We start from the raw sequence: 17,376 nt of genomic DNA, 5'->3' as shown, positions 1-17,376 counted from the left end.
TCAGCAAGATCGATCAGTCGTCCCGCCTTGACGTTATTGAGTCCAGAGAGAGGTGAACCTGAGAACGCGCTGACCGCGCTCATTGCTGATGAAGCTGAAGCTTTGATGTGCTGCTATCCGGTAGCGGACGCACTTGCCATCCGCTCGCATGCCGACTTTCGCCGAGCAGCGGCGCAACGTGCACCAACTCCACCCTGTGCGCACCGATAGCGTGAAAAATTCTGTCGACGCCGGGATGAAGAATCCCGCCGATCGAATGACTGGGAAAACATCACAAGGGGTTAATGCATGCCGCTGACGCGACTCGAACATCTGGCGAGGCTCGCACTGACAGGTCAGTGCACCTCAATTTGATAAACAAATTTCGCGCCAATATGCGCGACTTAAAAGTTAGGATAACGAAAAATTAATGCAATTTTTTTTCGTCCACCGTTGACAGCCCGTTATTGACGTGAACCCGTCGACTCGACAGCGACCGAGGGGCGCCCTCGCCTCGCGAGTCGGGTTCGGAACCCAAAAAACCGATCGACCCGCGGATTTTCTTCGCGCGATCCAGCGGCAGCGAAAGTGTTGACGCGTCAAAATCGAAGCGAGCCACGCCTCCGCCAACGCCGCTTCGCGCTAAGAAAAGCGGCCTATCGCAGCGCAGCAACCGGTGATGTAACTGTTACAGAAGGGGCAGTGATCGACCAATCTGTCCGGTATTAGTTACAGAAGTTTTTGGCAGACGAATTATAAACGTTTCATCCGCGTAACGTGTCCGATTCAAGGGCGATAAGTGATAATTACAAAAAATTTCAATAGTATCCGTCCGAAGCTTTTCCAAACGAGAGTGAACGGAAAAGCTCTACCTCATGGCGCGCGTGAAAACGTAAATGTTTGATTTGTCAGCTCATTGAGGGTATTTTTGTTCGTCGTTTTTGCTCGCGCGGAATTCTTATATTGGTAATACAAATACGCTGAAGCCGTTGCCAACCGCTGGTCCGAACAAACCGGCCAATTCGAACGAAATGCAGAAATAGGTTCGCATCCTTTTTTATCGGAAATTCAGTCGGCCCCAGGACACAATGGAACTGAAAAATCGATGCGCCGATATCCCCGCATTTAGTTTGGATGACGAACCAACAGCGACCAGCAAAGTCGACGCGGCATCTGCACCGGCAACACATCCGCCGACAGCTCTTTTCGGCGATCTTCTCGAACTACTAGCTGTTGGATACGCTGATCTCCGGCGAGGGCATGCTGACGGCGGAAGCGCAAGACTATCTAGAACGCCTCGAAATCGTCCACAAGGTGTCGGTTCGCGACGGCGTGCGCCACTTCCGATCTGTCGACCGACCAGCGCAAATGGCTCGCGCTGGTGCACGCGTATCTGGAGCGCCGGCAGGTGATAGTGCTCGACGAATGGGCCGCCAACCAGGACCCGAGCTTCCGCTGGATTTTCTATAGCAAGATCCCGCCGGACCTGACGCGTCAGGGCAAAACGCTGATCGCGATTTCGCACGACGATCGCTATTTCAGCGCCGCCGACCGTTATATCAGGCTGGAAGACGGCCGCATCGTAGAGGATGTGCGGCCCGTCCGCGCGTCAGTTCACGCCCTATCGCGCCGCCGTCATAAACAACACCGGATCGTTGCGATAAAGATCCGGAAACATCCGCTTCAAGTCAGTCACTTTCGGCAGATCGTTGATCGCGATGTACGGGTAATCCGGATGCAGCGCGAGGAAGTTCTGGTGATAACTTTCCGCCGGATAAAAGCCCTTGAAGTCCTCCACGCGAGTCACGACTTTCGCCGAGAACACATGAGCGTTGTCGAGCTGCGCGATATACGACTGCGCGATACCGCGCTGCGCTGCATTCACCGGAAAAATTGCCGAACGATATTGCGTGCCGTGGTCGGGGCCCTGATAGTCCAACTCGGTAGGATTGTGCGCGACCGAGAAGAATATCTGCAGTAGACGTCCATACGTGATCTGCGTCGGATCGTAAGTGATCTGCACCGACTCCGCGTGTCCCGTATCGCCGTCGCTGACGATTTCGTATTGCGCCGTCGATGCCGCGCCACCGCTGTAACCCGACGCGACCTGCTTCACGCCGCGCACATGTTCGAACACGCCCTGCACGCCCCAGAAACAGCCGCCCGCGAATACCGCCGTTTCACTGTGCGTCGCGGCGGCTTTCTCGTCCTGTACGGGCGCGGGGATCTTCGTGGCGGCTTCGGCCGAATGCGCGACATGCTGCGCGGCCACCACGCCCAGAGCAACGACGACGAGGCCCATGATTCGAGTGACGGAGAAACGCTTCCGCAGCGACGCTGTGCTGGTAGATATCGTGCGCATGGTCAGTCCTTTTGGTCAGTTGAGAGTTGTTGAGGCGGCTCGCTCGCGCCGCCTTAGCCGAAGGTGAAGGCAAACGCCTGCACGCCCGGGTCCAGAAACTCGATCGAGAAAGTGTGATCCCCGACTTCGCCGGTTTGCCGCACCAGTTGATAGAGACGCTGTCCGGTCACGGTGCCGCTGCCATCGGCGGCGACGTCGGTGCCGTGCGACGCGCCGGGCGCGGCGCCGTCGACGCTCACGCGAAACCGCACCGGCTTGCCATCCTTGCCCGGACCGAGCACCAGATGCAGGTCGCGTGCATGAAAGCGATACACGATGCGTCCCGACGGGGCCGCGAGCGTGGCGTGCTCCGCGCCCACGTTCCATGAACCGGCGAGACCCCAGTCGTTGACGCCAGGTTGCGACGGCGCTGCATACGTGTGCGTCTTGTCCGCCACTTCCCCGCCCGGCGACGCGAAATTCTCTGCCCGCTGATAACCGACGTAGGTTTCCGGCGATTGCATGTCGGCGTTGTCGGCCGCGGCCTGCACGCCTTGCGCGCCGCCGTTTGCAATACCGATAGCGATCTTCGACGCATTCGCATGGCCCGCTTCGGTCAGCAGTTGCTGGATCACCTTCTCGGATTCCGCGTAATCGCCTTCGCCGAAATGGTGATAACGGATCTGCCCTTTCGCATCGACGAAATAGTGCGCGGGCCAGTACTGGTTGTTCAACGCGCGCCAGATTGCATAGTTGTTGTCGATCGCGACGGGATAGTCGACGCCGAGGTCGTGCGTGGCTTTCTTCACGTTGTCGATATTGCGTTCGAAGGCGAATTCCGGCGCATGCACGCCGATCACGACGAGCCCCTGATCCTTGTACTTCTGCGCCCATGCTTTGACATACGGCAGCGAGCGCAGGCAGTTGATGCACGAGTAAGTCCAGAAATCGACCAGCACGACCTTGCCACGCAAGTCCTGCGTCGTAAGCGGCGGCGAATTCAGCCATTGGACCGCGCCGTTCAACGGGGGCAGCACGCCTTCGACGGGCAGCGGCGCCGCCTCGGCGGCGGTGCGCATCATCGCGCCGCCCTGCGCGGCATTGGCCACGGTGGAATCCGCATCGGCGTTAGCGGCCGGTTGCGGTGCAGGGTTGGCGCTCGCCATCGCGCCGCCGGACGCGTCGGCCGAATTACCCGCGGCCGACGCTTTGCCCGGCGCCGCGTTCGGCGACAGCTTATCCACGAGTTTCTGTTCGAGCCCGCCAGTTGCGACCGTCGAGACACGAGCGAGTATGCCGGTGTCGAAACCGAGCGCGATCGCCGCGACGCCACACAACATCAACGCGCCGATGCCGCGGCGGATCCATTCCCCCGCGCCCAGCGAACGCTTCATCGCCGTAAACACCTTGCCGCCGATCAGCAGCGCCACCGCCAGCGAAGTCGCCGCACCAGCCGCGTAGGCCGCCAGCAGCAACGTCGTGCCGACGCTCGCGCCGCGCAATGCCGCGCCTGTCAGCACGAGACCGAGAATCGGACCGGCGCACGGCGCCCACAGCAGGCCGGTGGCAATGCCGAGCAGAAACGACGAACCCGCGCGGACCTGCTGACCTTCGGCCTGCGCGAAATTCGACAGGCGATTGCCGGCACTGACGAGCGGCCGCATCAGATGATCGGCGAAGCGCGGGAACAGCAGCGTCAGCCCGAAGATCGCGAGCAGTGCGATAGCCAGCCAGCGGCCGTACTGGTTGGCTTGCGTGACCCAGCCGCCGCCCACCGCGGCAAGCGTCGCGACGAGGGCGAAGGTCAGCGCCATGCCCGCCAGCAAGGGCAAGCCGCTGCGCACGAAAGGTTGGTCGGCGCGCGCGAAAACGAAGGGCAGCACCGGCAGGATGCACGGGCTGAGGATCGTAAGGGCGCCGCCGAGATAGGCGAGAACGATGAGTAACATGTCAGTTCCGAACGTTCGTTTAGGTCGATTAAAGTGGGCACGCTGGCTCAGGCGGCAGCCGGTGTGCAGTTCATCCAAAGCCTGATACTGCGGAAAGTGCCCACATCCTAGAGCGCCGCCGGTGTCGAAGTCCTCACGAAAAGTTAAATTAAATGTGATAACTCGCTGCCGGGAAATTTTGCACAATGGCGCAAGGGCCGTTTTTCCCGGCGGCCATGCCCGGCCCCTCTCCTCAACCACGCCCTGAACCGCGGCTGAAGCCCACCATGGACAATTTGAAGCGCATCCTGATCGTCGAAGACGACGTCGACATCGCCAACGTGCTGAGCCTGCATTTGCGCGACGAGCGCTATGAAGTCGTGCACAGCGCCGACGGCAATGAAGGGCTGCGCCTGCTGGAGCAAGGCGGCTGGGACGCGCTGATCCTCGATCTGATGCTGCCCGGCGTCGACGGACTGGAAATCTGCCGGCGCGCCCGCGCGATGACGCGCTATACGCCGATCATCATCACCAGCGCCCGTTCGAGCGAAGTGCACCGGATTCTCGGCCTTGAACTCGGCGCGGACGACTATCTCGCCAAACCGTTCTCCGTGCTCGAACTGGTGGCGCGCGTGAAGGCGCTGCTGCGCCGCGTCGACGCGCTGGCGAAAGACTCGAAAATCGAAGCCGGCAGTCTGCGCATCGCCGGGTTGTCGATCGATCCGCTCACGCGCGAGGCCGCCGTCGACGGCAAGCCGATCGAACTCACGCCGCGCGAATTCGACCTGCTGTACTACTTCGCGCAGCATCCCGGCAAAGTGTTCTCGCGCATGGACCTGCTCAATGCGGTGTGGGGCTATCAGCACGAGGGCTACGAGCACACCGTCAACACTCATATCAACCGGCTGCGCGCGAAGATCGAGGCCGATCCGGCCCAACCCGAGCGCATCCTGACCGTCTGGGGACGCGGCTACAAGCTCGCCGTGCCCGGCGAGCCACCGGCGCCCGCCGGCGCACCGAAGGACCCATCGTGAATCTGACGCTGACCCAGCGGCTCTCGCTCGTTTTCTCCGTACTGTTGCTGGCATGCTGCGGCGCGTCGGCCCTCCTGCAAATCCGCTCGAGCGATCTGCACGAGAAGGAAGTGATACAGAGCCTCTCGCGCAATCTCGCCGACCATATCGCTCATGGCAATTCGCTGATGGACGCCAACGGCTTGCGGCCCGACGCGGTCCGGCAATTGTTCGGCCAGTTGATGAGGGTGAATCCGAGCGTCGAGGTCTATCTGCTCGACAATCAAGGGCGCATCAAAGGCGACGATGCGCCCGCGGGACACGTCAAGCGCGAGCAGGTCAATCTTGCGCCGATCCGGCAGTTCATCGCGGGAGACGCGTTGCCGATTCTCGGCGACGACCCGCGCAGCGTCGACGGTAAAAAGGTGTTCAGCGCAGCACCGCTGCAATTGAGCGGACAGACGCCGTCCGGCTATATTTACGTGGTCCTGCTCGGCGAGGAACACGATGCGCTCGCCGCGCGCGTGGCGGCCAGTTCCGTGCTGCGCACGACGTTGTGGTCAATGGCGCTAGTCGCCCTGTTGGGATTGCTCGCCGGTTTGACCGCGTTCGGCCTGATCACGCGGCCGCTGCGCCGCCTGACCGACGCCATGCGCCGATTCGATGCGGAGGGCGAGCCCGACACCCAGCCGAGCGTGCCGCGTTCATCGCCGGCCGGTCGGCGCGACGAAATCGCCGTGCTCGAAGCGACGTTCGCGCAGATGGCGCACCGCATCGGCGAACAATGGCGTGCGCTGACGCGGCAGGACCAGCAGCGCCGCGAACTGATCGCCAATATTTCGCACGACCTGCGCACACCGTTGACCTCGCTGCACGGCTACCTCGAAACGCTGTCGTTGAAGTCCGACACGCTCGGCGAGACGGAGCGCAAACGCTATCTGGCGATCGCGCTCGCGCAAAGCGTCAAGGTCGGCCGGCTCGCGCAGGCCTTATTCGAACTGGCGAGGCTCGAACACGGCAACGTGCAGCCCGCGCTTGAACAGTTCTCGCTGGTCGATCTGGTACAGGACGTCTTTCAGAAATTCGAATTGCCGGCCGAAGCGCGGCACATTCAGTTGCGAGCGAATATTCCGCCACGCTTGCCCAACGTCTGCGCCGATCTCGGCATGATCGAGCGCGTGCTGACGAATCTGCTCGACAACGCGATTCGACATACACCCGCTGAAGGATCGATCGAAGTCGATCTCGCGCATAAGGAAGGCAAGGTGTCGGTCACGGTCAGCGACACTGGCCCCGGCATTCCGCCCGAGCAGCGCGAAGGTCTGTTCGAGCGTCCATTCAGTTCGGGCGGCGCGCATCGGGGCGGTGGACTGGGGCTGCTGATCGTCCAGCGCATGCTGCAATTGCACCATAGCCAGATACGCCTGCTCGACACGGCGGGAACGGGCACGACCTTCTGCTTCGAGTTGCCGACGGCCGCTACCCGGTCGAGTGCCGCCGGTGTCCTGATGTAACTTACTTAACGAAGAGCGCCTTGCTTCGCTGCGGATTCAGGCTCAGACCAGCAAGTCTTCATAGAACGCCCCGAATGGCCGGGTCGGATGGGCAAGCTGGATTTCCAGAATCCACAGGCCGGCGTCCGGACAATCGGCGAAATCGCCCAGGTTGCCGGCCTTGTAGATCGCGTGCGGAAAGTCGCTGACTCGATGGCCCTTGATATCCAGATTCAGACGCCAACCGAGCGCGGCCGCGCGCTGCTCCGCAAAGTCGTATAGCGCTTTTCCGCCAGCGCGGGTCGTGCGCCAATGATGTTCCACCTCGTCGAATACCGTTTTCGCGGCATCCGCGCAGGCCTTCATCTCAGCGTCGTTGCCGACCACGAAGGTGGCGCCCGCGTCGCCTTCGTGCCCATCCCAAACCACACCGAGGTCGACGAAGAAAATATCGTCTTCCTTGAGCCGCGGGTCGCCTTCCGATGGCTGCTTGAACACCTTCAGGGTGTTTTCGCCAAAGCGCACCAGAATCGGATGCCAGATACGGTCCATGCCCATTTCGTTGAGCACGTTATGGCATTCCGCCTTTGCCTCTGTCTCCAGCATGCCAGGCTGTACCCGTTGCGCCAGCCGGTTCACGGCTTCCCACGTCTTGCCCTGCGCGTATTTCATCGACTCGAGCACGTATCTGCTTCCGACCGCCTGCTTTGCCGCAGCTTCCATCCCATCTCTCCGGTTATGTCCGCTTGAACATAGCGAGCGGGACAGCAAGTGTCCACGGCGCACGTCACCTTACTGTGTGTCATAAAGACGACAACTACCTACGAATTCGTTTACGAGAAGTTAACAGGCCGATATATTCCGCAAGACATAACGGGACAAGACGGCTCGCTTTTTCAAAGACACTCGCGCGCCGGACCGATTCGCCGATGCTCCGACGCGTCCGTCACCAGGCGGCGCCGATCGCGCACAACGTGGTCGTCGTCTCGCCCCCGTTCAATCGCACTCTTCAGACATCGATCTTTCCCTGCGCGGCCTCGTGCGGCTTTGCCGTGGACGCTCGATTCATGTCTGGTGCCGTTTGCCAACCCGGTTCGCGCCGCGCGCAACAACCTGCGCCGCGCAGCCACCCTATAAGAAGAAGGAAACGATGAAAAAGACCCTGCTCGCAACCGCCGTCCTCGGAAGCATGACGCTCAACGCACATGCACAAAGCAGCGTCACGCTTTACGGCCTGATCGATGCCGGTATCAGCTACGTGAACAACGCCCGAGCCGGCACGGGCCACGACCACCTCGTCAAATACGACGACGGCGTTGCGTCGGGCAGCCGCTGGGGCCTGCGCGGCACGGAAGATCTGGGCGGTGGCCTGAAGGCGCTGTTCGTATTGGAAGGCGGCTTTAACAGCGGCAACGGCACGCTCAGCCAAGGCGGCGCACTGTTCGGCCGTCAGGCTTATGTCGGTCTGTCGCAGAACAACGTCGGCGCGCTGACGTTCGGCCGCCAGTACTCGTTCTCGACGGACTACCTGGGCGGCACGTATTCGACCGGCAGCCAAACCGTTGCAGGCAACTACGCTTATCACATCAACGACGTCGACCAGTTGACGTCCAGCCGTATCAACAATGCGGTCAAGTTCAGCAGCGCGAACTTCTCCGGCTTCACGTTCGGCGCGTTGTATGGCTTCTCGAACCAGGCAGGCGCTTTTGCCGGCGCACCGGCCAGCGGCACGGCCGCGGCACCGGTCGCGGGTTCGTCGCGCGCGTATAGCTTCGGGGCAAACTACGCGAACGGCCCGATCAGCGTCGGCGCCGCGTACACGGACATCCGCTTCCCGAGCCAGGCCGTCCCGACCTTCTCGACCACCCTTGCAAACGTGACGACAGGCAACGTGCGCGACCTGCGTACGTACGGTGTCGGCGGCCGTTACACGATCGGCGCGGCCACGCTGTGGGCGCTCTACACCAATACGCGTTTCGAAACGCTGACGGGCGCGGCGACCACGTTCACGGCTTACGATGCAGGCGCGAAATACGCGTTCACCGCGGCCTTGACGGTCGGCGCGGGCTATACGTACATGCATTTGAGCAACGCGAACACGGGCCACTGGAATCAGGGTGACCTGAGCGTCGACTACGCGCTGAGCAAGCGTACTGACGTGTATGCGCTGGGTATCTACCAGATCGCTTCGGGCCACAACGCGGCAACGGGCGATGTGCAAGCGCAGATCGGCTCGAGCACGAGCTTCTTCGGTCCGTCGGGTCCGGGCTCGGACAACCAGTTGGCATTCCGCGTCGGCATTCGCCATCGTTTCTGATGCATACGCTCCTCGCCATGGCGAGTTGCGCTGTTAGTTGAACGGTATCTCGCCGCGCAACAACCGACGAGCTTCAGTGTCCGCACTTCTCTTTGTGCTGCACACTGAAGCTCGTCGGCACATCCGGGGTCGTGAATGACACGCGATGAACGTCGAGAATCAGGCGTCAATCATCGCCTTCCGAAGCCGCCGACGTTCCAGCCAGTTACGTAGCTGGCCCGCCACGAACGCGCCGATCAGCAACGACAGATACAGCATCAGGATGTTGTGGCGCCATGCATCGAGCGCGAGTTGATGCCCGACCAGCTTCGGGTCTGCGTGCAATGGTCCGACACGAAGTGCCAGGACCGCCAGCTTCATTCGAACAAAACCTACAGCGGACAGCGTAGGCAACAGAACGAGCAGAGCAATCAGAAAGGGCTTCGCGCGCCGCGCCCCTTCACGATGACGCATACGCAGCCACAGTCCCAGACAACCATGCACCCAGCCCGGCGCAAGCAGTGCAAGCTGCAAACCTTGCGTGCCGCTGGTGATGAGCGATATCACGATGCGCTCGTAGTTCGGTTCGAAACCATACAGCGACGAGGCAAGGCGGGTGGACACCACATGGCGGATCAGCAGTAGAGGCAGACTCAGTCCCGCCCAAAGCCGAACCCATTCAGTGAGCGGCAGCTTCCAGTGACGGCGGCCATAGATCGTTCGCAGCGCCAGCGAAAAATGCAATAACGACGCGCCATAAAGGAGCACCGTTCCCGGCGCACTGCGCCACACCCGCAGCGCCAGCACAAGACCGCGCCCCGCAAGATCCAGCGACCAGATTCCGAGTGCGTGATTGACCAGGTGCAGGGAAAGATAGACCAGCAGAATCACCCCGGACACGAGCTGACAGCGGCGCAGAAAAGTATGGACGGTCGATTCCCTCACAACGCGAGCAGACAAACTCAGCGGCCGCCGAAAAGGCATCAGCGGCGCGCGCCCGGCGGCTCGCAGCATATCGCCCGCAAGCAGAGGCTTCCAGGTCGCAATGCGCGTTCGATTCATTTCGGCCCCCACGCGCGAGGCCGTTCCTGCCGGTTGCCACCCGTTTTGTGATTCGCCGGCGCCTGGCGAATAGCGTCCGCAAATTTCTGTAGCGCCGACAGCGAACCGCACACGCTGTGGTATTCCTCCCGGCCGATCCGGGCGTCGAGAATAACCGCCATTCCCGATTGACGGGCCATGTCGATGATGTCCATTTTGATCACCCCCAATTCGTGTCTTCACGCACTGCAAGACGCGGAATCCGAGCTGGTTATTCCCGCGCTTTTCTCAACGCGCTGCCGGGAATAAGAAATCCACTCCGCTGGTTTACCGGTTCAGAGCGTGCTGATGCCGACTCGCGTCGAGTTCGAACCTTGCGCTCGCATATCGAGGAGTATTGACATGAAACTGATCTCTATGAACCGTCTCATGGTCCGCGCCCTGGCCGGCGCACTCGTCGCAAGCGCCGCCCTTCTGGCGACGGCGAGCGGTGCCTATGCGCAAACATCGGCCACGCCCGGCACGCATCAAGTCACGCGCGCAGAAGTGCGCCATGAACTCGAGGAGTTGGAAGCCGCCGGCTACGACCCGTCTCGCGGCGACGAAAGCGACTATCCCGCCGATATTCAGGAAGCGGAAAGAAAAGTAGCCGCCATGCACGCAGCCCAGCAGAGCGCGCTGAGCGATAACCAGCCGGCAATGCAAAACATGTCCATGCATTGATGGCGGTCCGGTGTGTGTGAACCTGTGGACAGCGGGTTCTCCTTTTGAGCGTCGGTCTTCCTCCGATCGACGCTCCTTTTTTGCCGGCATCGAACTCACCGCACGCGGGCGTTCGCGTCTAGCGGCTGGAAGCGAAACTGCGGCTGGAGATCGAGATGGAATTGCCGTCGGGGTCCTTGGCATTGGCAAATGTGTAGCCGTCCGCCCGATGCGTTGCGCCGAATTGCAGGCCGTTCTTTGCGCATTGCTCCTTGAACGCCTCCACGTCCCGAATATCGAAAACGAGTTTGACGGTCACTTGTCCGGACTTCACTGCCTTCCCCGCCTGATGAACCATGATGATGGCGCAGCCGTGCGGCGACACCAATTCGATGATGCGGTCATCTGGGTCGACTTTGCGGGCGAATCCGAAGTGTCGTTCATAGAACGCACAGGTCTTAGCGACGTCTTTCACATACAGCAAAATCCGGTTCAAAGTGGGCTGCATTGAATTCCCGATTGTTTTTATAACGATGACGCGCAGCAGCCTTGATCGTCACAGGCTCAATGCGATCGTCAAACTGTTGAAAAGCGCATGCGTTGCAAATGTGGCGCGAAAGGCGGGCCCCGACCGTCTGGCTTCGATGATAAAGAGCGAAGTCAGAATTGCCGCGGTCGACAGCATTCTAATCGCGCGCCAATCGGTATGCCCGTGTCCGAGGCCGAACACCACGGTGGATACGACGCCGGCAACTCCCCACGAACGACGCAGCGGCCCTCGCAAGAACTTGATGATCAGCCACTGAAAAAGAAAAGTCTCATACAGCGGCGCAAATAAAGCGACCCATAGAATTTTGAGCCACAGTGGGCGTCCGGCAAACGGGTCGAGACCCGGCGTCGGATAACCGAATACTCCGCCGAGGCAAATAGAGATTGCATATTGCGCCAGAAGGATGGACGCTACCCCGGCAAAAATGAGAACCGGCGTGGGTACAGTCGTGAGAGCGGCGAGTGATCTGCTTCGAAGTGTCGATGTCGATTCCAGAATTGCCTCCGGTTTGCGGTTATTCGAGTTGTTATCAATCGCTGATTATCGACGAGAAACCGGCTGGTCGCACCACCACGTCATCGCTCCCCACGCAACGCCGCCCAACGGGAATACAACGAATGCCCACAATACTTCTCTGACGCTGATCGTCGAGTGAACATACCACCGGATGCCAAGAGAAATCAGTGCGCTGGAAACGCCGTACATCAATACGCCCCGGGTCACGATAAATCGAAGCATGGTCCATCCTTATGAGTTATTTGGGCAGATGTTCACCCGCGAGTGTTAACTCATCCGGACTTTTCGGCAAGACCCCGCTGCCGTCAAAAACCGAGGCAGCCTTGCTGCCTCAGTCGTCATCACATCTGATTCAGCATCACACTGTTCAATGTGCGCTGCACGATCGGCGCGAGCGACGCGCCCAGCCGCTCGCCCTGAGGTTCGTCGATCAGGCTCGTCAGAAGTTTGGAAAAGCGCGGCTCTTCAACCCCCGACACGATGTACTGCCAGCGATACGCATCCAGCATCCCGGCCTTCACGCGCGCCTGTTCGTGATCCGTGAACGTGCGTCCGGCATTGGCGAGAAAGTACTCCGCGTCGGCCTTGGCCTGCAATTGCAGCAAACCGTCCACCGCGCCGATCAATTCGATCAGGTCGCTAATCGCCGCATCCCGCGCCGTGGCATCGAGCTTCGCATCGTCGCGCAGCCATTCGAGTTCATCGATGATCGCGTGCTGCGACTCTTCTTTCCAGTGAAACAGGAACACGTCCTTGAACAGAGGCGACAGACTGTCATCGACTTCCATGCTCTGACGGTAATGCACCTGCGTCACGATTTCGATGCAGCAGGTCAGCGCGAGAATGGCCCACGTCGATTTGCCGAGAACGAAGTTCGCGACGTCGTCGGTCGGCGGCAAGAAGCGGTAACCCGTCGGCATGTCCTCACCGGCCAGTATCTCAATGCGGCGGAACAGTTCCTGATGCTTCAGTTCTTCTTCGGTGAAACGCATCACGGCTTCGAGCGCGATCTGGTCACCCAGCGCGTGATCGCGGCCTACTTCGAGCATCTTCGCGCCGACAAAACGCTCGACCAGCCGGAACATGTTTGCGTAAGTGCGTCCCTGCACCTGCGACATCAGCCGGCGCTCGTCCGCGTTCAGGAACGGCAGCCGGTCGACTTCCGTGAGACCGTCGGGCAGGAACTTGTGCGAGAGATCGAAGCGGCGTCCGCGAATCACGTCGCGGTCGATATCCCAGCGGATACGCCGGGACACTTCAATACATCTCGCGTAACGCTGGGACGGCAACTCAGCCTGGATGGCATTCATGGCACTACTCCTCGATGGAAAAGGGATTCGAGCGGCGCAGCGAGACTTCGCATGGGTCACCGTCTGAATCGAATTTTCCGTGTGGGGGTCGTAGCGCACATGAGGCGGCGGTCCCGGCAAGCAGCCCGGATAGCGCGAATTAGTGCAGTGCCAGGGGGACCTGTGTCCCGGATGCCCAGGCTGGTCCGATACCGTCAGGCGGCGGGAGAATCGAAACCCGCCTTGCGGGCGAGCACGATGGCCTGAGAACGGTTCTCCACTTCGAGCTTCGCAAAGATGCTCGTGATGTGATTGCGCACGGTCTTTTCGCTGAGCGCGAGCCGCGCGGCAATCTGCGCGTTATCGCGTCCGCCCGCAATCAGCTCGACAATGTCGCGCTCACGCGGCGTCAGCGTGGCGAACACGGGGTCGATGGCGACGTCGGCGGAAAGGAAGTTTCTGATTTCTTCGCGCCAGCGTAGCCACGCGGGTTCCGTATCGAGCAACAGATGATTTTCGCTTTCGAGCGGCACGAATCGCGCATCTGGAATCTGTCCCGCAAGCAGGCGGCTTTCTTCGAAGGGCACGCGGGCATCGCCACTCGCGTGCAGCACAAGTGTCGGGCACGTGACCTGTTCGAGCAGATCGACGACATCGATCTCGTTGAAGACCCGCATGATTCGCGCGGCGTTGCGCGGCGTGGTGGTCATGCGTTCGAGTTCGTTGAACCAGCGATGCTGCTCGGGCGTGCCGCCAGGGATGAACTGCGTCGTGAAGAATTGCCGGAAAGCCGGATTCTGCTGCCCCCAGCCGAGTTCGGCGAGTTTGACGAGCGTTTCGGCCTCGTCGCGCATCGCGTCGCCGCCGTGCCGCTTGAGCTTGCCGCGCGCATAGCCGCCGTAGAGGATCAATTGCTTCACGCGCTCCGGATGCGCGACCGCGTAAGCGACGGAAATCGACGCGCCCTGCGATATGCCCAGCAACGTGAAGCGCTCGACGCCGCTCGCGTCGATCACCGCCTCGAGATCATGCAGCCAGGCTTCGAATGAAATCTCCGCTACGTCGCGATCAGACAAGCCGCAACCGCGCTGGTCGTAGCGCACGAGCGTGTGATTGCGGCTCAGTTCCTCGACCAGATGACTCCACACGGGACTCTTCAGATCGAGTTCGAGATGGCTCAGCCAGTTCGCCGCCTTGATGATCACGGGACCGGTGCCCGAAACCGCATAGGCGATGCGCACGCCGTCGCTGCTGGTACAGAAACGTATCTGCTGCCGGAGACTGGACGGAATTGCGGACATGACTCGCGGAATGTAGTCGCGGGCTTGAGAGGCCGTGATTTGTCGGAGGAAAGAACTTCCCGCTAGCCGCGCGGGATGCCGGTATGAGCAGCTTTCAACATAGAAAGCCGTCACGATGTAATCAAACGCTGCAAACGTTCGAGCGCGAACGCGGGACGTGCCGTGGCACACGAGCATTCTTCAAACATCGCCTTCGTGATCGCCTCGCCGAGCTTCGTCTTTTCCGAACCTTCGCTTCGTAATTAGCAGGTTTATCCGATCCTGAACGCACCGCAGACTGGAGCTCATCTTCACTACGGACATCGTCCACGCAAGGAAAAAATCATGCGAACCTATCCGCGTAACAGCCCGCAAGCCGCAGCACGCATCGTTGCGCTGGCCCTCACTTCGGACGGTCACGTGTGCAGTTCGGAAGAGCGCGTGCTGCAGCGCTTGAATATCGCCGGCGAACTCGGTCTCGCCCCCGCGCAGTTCGAGCAGATCGTGCAAACGCTGTGCGAGGACCATTCGGTCGCGCATCTGTCGTTCGCGCCGCCGGTGGGCCGTCTCGATCCGGCCATGCTCACGACCTTGATCGACGAAATCGACGATCCCGCGTTGCGCCGCAAGATCATTCGCCTATGTGTCGCCGTTACGGTCGCGGACGATTATCTGGCGGACGGCGAAATCGCCCTGCTCGCGGCCATCCTGAACGCGTGGGGACCCAATCTGACGCCTGCCGCCAACCGTCACGGGCTTCCGTCGCGCGTCATGCGCAGTTATCAACGCGCGCCGGCCACCACCTGAGAAGCGAGCCCGTGATGTTGCCCGCGACGCGAGCGGATGGCGTGAATCTCCTCGATCACGCCATCCGCGCGGCCGAGCCAGCGCAGGCCCCGCAGCAGCGACAGGTCCTCCGCGCCGAGTTCCGCGAGCGGAAACACGCCGAGGCCACGCGCGGCGAACACCGCCATCAGCGCGCTGTCCTCGAATTCGCCGACGATGCGCGGCCGGATGCCCTGCGCGTCGAACCAGCGGTCGAGCCGCGCGCGCAAGGCGGCGTGGCGGGTCGGCAAAAGTACGGGCACGTCCGCGAGGCACTGCGGAAAGCCCGCGCGCGCGGACTTGCGGACGATTTCCGTCGGGCCATACCAGTCGACCGGCGAACCGGCGAGGCGCTGGCTCAGCACGCGCAGGTCGGCATTGTGCGGCGCCGGCTGGCAAGCGAGCACCAGATCGAGCCGATGCAGCGCGAGTTCCGACATCAATTCGGCGTGCTCGCCCTCGTGACACAAGAGCCGCAGCGACGGCGTACCGAGCACCGGCGCCAGCAACGCGTGCGCCGCGAGCTTTGAAATGCCGTCGGACAGACCGACGGCGAGCCGCGCCACGCCTTCCCCTCCGGCCTCGCGCATCTCGTCGAGGAGCGCCTCGCCGAGCTGAAAAATCTGTTCCGCGCGATTGAACGCCGTCTCGCCGGCTTCCGTCATCGTGACGCCGCGCCCCGCCGGTTTCAGCAATTGACGCCCGATCGATTTTTCGAGCTCCCGAACCTGCGCGCTGATCGTCTGCACCGCCATGTCGAGCCGTTCGGCCGCGCGCGCGAAGCCGCCCTCTTTCACGACGATCCAGAAATAGTACAGATGACGGTAGTTGAGCATGGCGTAACACTTCGAAAAATACGATACGTCGCTCAGAGTATCACTGATTTATCCGAAGCCAGAAGATGGCGATCATGACGCTAATCCGACGTCACCCGCATTCATTCGCCAACGGACACCATGGACACTCTGCTCACACTCGTTGCCGACCCCGCCGCATGGGCCGCGCTCCTCACGCTGGTCGTGATGGAAATCGTGCTCGGCATCGACAACCTGATCTTCATCTCGATCCTGAGCAACAAGCTGCCGGAAGCGCAACGTGCTCGCACGCAGCGCATCGGCATCATGCTCGCGCTCGTGATGCGGCTCGGCCTGCTCGGCACGGTCGCGTGGATCGCGCAGTTGACCGCGCCGGCCATTACGCTCTTCGGCCACGCGTTTTCGTGGCGCGATCTGATTCTGCTCGGCGGTGGCCTGTTCCTCGTCTGGAAGGCGACGCGTGAAATTCACCATCACGTGGTCCATGCCGAAGAGGAACGCAGCAAGACGGGCAGCACCGTCCAGTTGACCGTGGCGGCCGCGATCGGCCAGATCCTGGTGCTCGATATGGTGTTCTCGGTCGACAGCATCATCACCGCGGTCGGCATGACCGAACACATGCCGATCATGTTCGTCGCGGTGATCAGCGCGGTCCTGGCAATGCTGTTCGCCGCACGCCCGCTGTCGCGCTTTATCGATCGCAACCCGACCATCGTCACGCTCGCGCTCAGCTTCCTGCTCGTGATCGGCATGACACTGATTGCGGAAGGTTTCGGCTCACACGTGCCGAAGGCCTACATCTACGTGGCGATGGCGTTCTCCGGTTTCGTCGAGGCGATGAACATGCTGGTGCGCCGCGCGAAATCGAAGCGCACTCAGCACCGGGCAACAGTCGATACCGTGTGATGGTTTGTTTCCGGATCGGGCGGCTCGCCCGGTCCAGCATTCGATGTCTTTCTACTCTTGAGGAGCGACACTATGAAATGCCCCGTTTGCAAGACCACCGACCTGCTGATGACCGAGCGTCGCTCGATCGAAGTCGATTACTGCCCGGACTGCCGGGGTGTGTGGCTCGATCGAGGGGAACTCGACAAGCTGATTGCGCAGGACGCGGCAAGTGCCGACGCACCGCCCGCGCCGCGTGGTGCAAGCCGCGACGGCTACCGGGAGCGGGAGCATTCGTACGATAACCACCAGCGTGGATACGACGACCGTCGAACGGACTATCGGACGCAGAAGAAAAAGCGCTCGATTTTCGACGTGTTCGATTTCGACTGAGCGTCGTCAGCCGTGAGGGAAGAAGCGCCG

General features: G+C 61.2%; 17 protein-coding genes. 7 read left to right on the top strand and 10 right to left on the bottom strand.

All coding sequences use genetic code 11. The annotated features are described in order from the left end of the window. Window positions 1-1,600: 1,600 nt before the first annotated feature. Both msrA and P0D80_RS03195 read right to left on the bottom strand, forming a co-directional pair. The gene (gene msrA / locus P0D80_RS03200; protein WP_408281099.1) at window positions 1,601-2,341 is read right to left on the bottom strand and encodes a peptide-methionine (S)-S-oxide reductase MsrA; all 741 of its coding nucleotides are present in this window, start codon (window positions 2,339-2,341) and stop codon (window positions 1,601-1,603) included. 53 nt (window positions 2,342-2,394) lie between these two features. Next, window positions 2,395-4,269, bottom strand: coding sequence for a cytochrome c biogenesis protein DipZ (locus tag P0D80_RS03195; RefSeq protein WP_408281096.1), 1,875 nt, complete (start codon window positions 4,267-4,269; stop codon window positions 2,395-2,397). A gap of 266 nt (window positions 4,270-4,535) precedes the next feature. Between P0D80_RS03195 and P0D80_RS03190 the strand changes: the two genes are divergently transcribed. Next, window positions 4,536-5,282 carry a response regulator transcription factor gene (locus tag P0D80_RS03190; RefSeq protein ID WP_132377749.1) on the top strand — a complete coding sequence of 249 codons (747 nt, stop codon included), beginning with the start codon at window positions 4,536-4,538 and terminating at the stop codon, window positions 5,280-5,282. Next, on the top strand, window positions 5,279-6,775 hold the full coding sequence (locus tag P0D80_RS03185; protein WP_408174982.1) for a sensor histidine kinase: 1,497 nt from the start codon (window positions 5,279-5,281) through the stop codon (window positions 6,773-6,775). The genes P0D80_RS03190 and P0D80_RS03185 overlap by 4 nt, the downstream gene beginning before the upstream one ends. Window positions 6,776-6,817: 42 nt before the next feature. Here the strand turns inward: P0D80_RS03185 and P0D80_RS03180 are convergent, their stop codons facing one another. Continuing rightward, window positions 6,818-7,477 (bottom strand): M24 family metallopeptidase, encoded by a 660-nt coding sequence (locus P0D80_RS03180; protein ID WP_408281093.1) that lies wholly within the window; start codon window positions 7,475-7,477, stop codon window positions 6,818-6,820. Window positions 7,478-7,904: 427 nt separating this feature from the next. On the opposite strand from P0D80_RS03180, the gene P0D80_RS03175 reads away from it, so the two are divergent. Next, window positions 7,905-9,071, top strand: a complete 1,167-nt coding sequence (locus P0D80_RS03175) for a porin (RefSeq protein WP_408281091.1) — start codon at window positions 7,905-7,907, stop codon at window positions 9,069-9,071. 159 nt (window positions 9,072-9,230) lie between these two features. Here the strand turns inward: P0D80_RS03175 and P0D80_RS03170 are convergent, their stop codons facing one another. Further along, window positions 9,231-10,034: a hypothetical protein gene (locus P0D80_RS03170; RefSeq protein ID WP_408281474.1), complete on the bottom strand. Its 804-nt coding sequence runs from the start codon at window positions 10,032-10,034 to the stop codon at window positions 9,231-9,233. Between the two features lie 74 nt (window positions 10,035-10,108). After that, window positions 10,109-10,306: a hypothetical protein gene (locus P0D80_RS03165; protein WP_408281089.1), complete on the bottom strand. Its 198-nt coding sequence runs from the start codon at window positions 10,304-10,306 to the stop codon at window positions 10,109-10,111. Between the two features lie 187 nt (window positions 10,307-10,493). Between P0D80_RS03165 and P0D80_RS03160 the strand changes: the two genes are divergently transcribed. Continuing rightward, a complete protein-coding gene (locus P0D80_RS03160) occupies window positions 10,494-10,814 on the top strand; it encodes a DUF4148 domain-containing protein (RefSeq protein ID WP_408281087.1) in 321 nt (106 codons plus the stop codon). Between the two features lie 118 nt (window positions 10,815-10,932). Here P0D80_RS03160 and P0D80_RS03155 read toward each other — a convergent pair whose 3' ends face one another. The 4 genes from P0D80_RS03155 to P0D80_RS03140 all read right to left on the bottom strand — a co-directional run bounded on the left by P0D80_RS03155 (window position 10,933) and on the right by P0D80_RS03140 (window position 14,449). Continuing rightward, complete coding sequence (locus tag P0D80_RS03155) at window positions 10,933-11,301, bottom strand: VOC family protein (RefSeq protein ID WP_408174987.1); 369 nt, start codon at window positions 11,299-11,301, stop codon at window positions 10,933-10,935. Window positions 11,302-11,349: 48 nt separating this feature from the next. Continuing rightward, window positions 11,350-11,646, bottom strand: coding sequence for a CPBP family glutamic-type intramembrane protease (locus P0D80_RS03150; protein WP_408281471.1), 297 nt, complete (start codon window positions 11,644-11,646; stop codon window positions 11,350-11,352). A gap of 554 nt (window positions 11,647-12,200) precedes the next feature. Then, window positions 12,201-13,169: a hypothetical protein gene (locus tag P0D80_RS03145; RefSeq protein WP_408174988.1), complete on the bottom strand. Its 969-nt coding sequence runs from the start codon at window positions 13,167-13,169 to the stop codon at window positions 12,201-12,203. A 194-nt stretch (window positions 13,170-13,363) separates the two neighbouring features. Next, window positions 13,364-14,449 (bottom strand): alpha/beta fold hydrolase, encoded by a 1,086-nt coding sequence (locus P0D80_RS03140; RefSeq protein ID WP_408281083.1) that lies wholly within the window; start codon window positions 14,447-14,449, stop codon window positions 13,364-13,366. Window positions 14,450-14,773: 324 nt separating this feature from the next. Between P0D80_RS03140 and P0D80_RS03135 the strand changes: the two genes are divergently transcribed. Next, window positions 14,774-15,235, top strand: a complete 462-nt coding sequence (locus P0D80_RS03135) for a TerB family tellurite resistance protein (RefSeq protein ID WP_408281079.1) — start codon at window positions 14,774-14,776, stop codon at window positions 15,233-15,235. Here the strand turns inward: P0D80_RS03135 and P0D80_RS03130 are convergent. Beyond that, complete coding sequence (locus P0D80_RS03130; protein WP_408281076.1) at window positions 15,211-16,089, bottom strand: LysR family transcriptional regulator; 879 nt, start codon at window positions 16,087-16,089, stop codon at window positions 15,211-15,213. The genes P0D80_RS03135 and P0D80_RS03130 overlap by 25 nt on opposite strands. 120 nt (window positions 16,090-16,209) lie before the next feature. Between P0D80_RS03130 and P0D80_RS03125 the strand changes: the two genes are divergently transcribed. Together P0D80_RS03125 and P0D80_RS03120 are read left to right on the top strand one after the other, a co-directional pair. Then, on the top strand, window positions 16,210-16,974 hold the full coding sequence (locus tag P0D80_RS03125) for a TerC family protein (RefSeq protein WP_408174993.1): 765 nt from the start codon (window positions 16,210-16,212) through the stop codon (window positions 16,972-16,974). Window positions 16,975-17,046: 72 nt separating this feature from the next. Then, window positions 17,047-17,346 (top strand): TFIIB-type zinc ribbon-containing protein, encoded by a 300-nt coding sequence (locus P0D80_RS03120; RefSeq protein ID WP_408174994.1) that lies wholly within the window; start codon window positions 17,047-17,049, stop codon window positions 17,344-17,346. Window positions 17,347-17,376 lie beyond the last annotated feature (30 nt).

This window comes from Paraburkholderia sp. RL17-373-BIF-A (assembly GCF_046030175.1).
Lineage (GTDB): Bacteria > Pseudomonadota > Gammaproteobacteria > Burkholderiales > Burkholderiaceae > Paraburkholderia.
The sequence above is the reverse complement of the archived record's forward strand: the minus strand, read 5'-3'. Positions and strand labels throughout refer to the sequence as shown.

Coding starts and splice junctions, on each gene's coding strand:
- P0D80_RS03155 (WP_408174987.1), bottom strand. CDS start 11,301: ATGCAGCCCACTTTGAACCGGATTTTGCTGTATGTGAAAGACGTCGCT.
- P0D80_RS03180 (WP_408281093.1), bottom strand. CDS start 7,477: ATGGAAGCTGCGGCAAAGCAGGCGGTCGGAAGCAGATACGTGCTCGAG.
- P0D80_RS03175 (WP_408281091.1), top strand. CDS start 7,905: ATGAAAAAGACCCTGCTCGCAACCGCCGTCCTCGGAAGCATGACGCTC.
- P0D80_RS03195 (WP_408281096.1), bottom strand. CDS start 4,269: ATGTTACTCATCGTTCTCGCCTATCTCGGCGGCGCCCTTACGATCCTC.
- P0D80_RS03125 (WP_408174993.1), top strand. CDS start 16,210: ATGGACACTCTGCTCACACTCGTTGCCGACCCCGCCGCATGGGCCGCG.
- P0D80_RS03120 (WP_408174994.1), top strand. CDS start 17,047: ATGAAATGCCCCGTTTGCAAGACCACCGACCTGCTGATGACCGAGCGT.
- P0D80_RS03145 (WP_408174988.1), bottom strand. CDS start 13,169: ATGAATGCCATCCAGGCTGAGTTGCCGTCCCAGCGTTACGCGAGATGT.
- P0D80_RS03160 (WP_408281087.1), top strand. CDS start 10,494: ATGAAACTGATCTCTATGAACCGTCTCATGGTCCGCGCCCTGGCCGGC.
- P0D80_RS03190 (WP_132377749.1), top strand. CDS start 4,536: ATGGACAATTTGAAGCGCATCCTGATCGTCGAAGACGACGTCGACATC.
- P0D80_RS03140 (WP_408281083.1), bottom strand. CDS start 14,449: ATGTCCGCAATTCCGTCCAGTCTCCGGCAGCAGATACGTTTCTGTACC.
- P0D80_RS03165 (WP_408281089.1), bottom strand. CDS start 10,306: ATGGACATCATCGACATGGCCCGTCAATCGGGAATGGCGGTTATTCTC.
- msrA (WP_408281099.1), bottom strand. CDS start 2,341: ATGCGCACGATATCTACCAGCACAGCGTCGCTGCGGAAGCGTTTCTCC.
- P0D80_RS03135 (WP_408281079.1), top strand. CDS start 14,774: ATGCGAACCTATCCGCGTAACAGCCCGCAAGCCGCAGCACGCATCGTT.
- P0D80_RS03130 (WP_408281076.1), bottom strand. CDS start 16,089: ATGCTCAACTACCGTCATCTGTACTATTTCTGGATCGTCGTGAAAGAG.
- P0D80_RS03170 (WP_408281474.1), bottom strand. CDS start 10,034: ATGCCTTTTCGGCGGCCGCTGAGTTTGTCTGCTCGCGTTGTGAGGGAA.